The sequence below is a fragment of the Saccharopolyspora montiporae genome, from assembly GCF_015209505.1.
In the GTDB taxonomy this organism is placed as follows: domain Bacteria; phylum Actinomycetota; class Actinomycetes; order Mycobacteriales; family Pseudonocardiaceae; genus Saccharopolyspora; species Saccharopolyspora montiporae.
Genome location: NZ_JADEYC010000038.1, coordinates 1 through 258, shown reverse-complemented (window position 1 = coordinate 258; position 258 = coordinate 1). Strand labels below are relative to the sequence as shown.

Sequence of the window (258 nt, the reverse complement as noted above, 5' to 3'; positions counted from 1 at the left end):
CAGCCGGTTGACGCTCTCGGTGAGTCGGCGCCAGGTCCCGGACACGTCGGCCACCTCGGCCTGCCCGCCGAGCTTGCCCTCGGTACCGACCTCGCGCGCCACCCGGGTGACCTCCGCGGCGAAGGCGGACAGCTGGTCGACCATCGTGTTGATCGTGCTCTTGAGCTCCAGGATCTCGCCGCGCGCGCTCACGTCGATCTTCGTGGACAGGTCGCCGGCGGCGACGGCGGTGGTCACCTGCGCGATGTTGCGCACCTG

Annotated in this window: 1 protein-coding gene; it reads right to left on the bottom strand. The window is 70.9% G+C overall.

The window, feature by feature from the left end; all coding sequences use genetic code 11:
- A partial coding sequence (locus IQ251_RS17650) for a HAMP domain-containing protein (RefSeq protein WP_193929799.1) occupies positions 1-258 on the bottom strand: 258 nt, incomplete at both ends.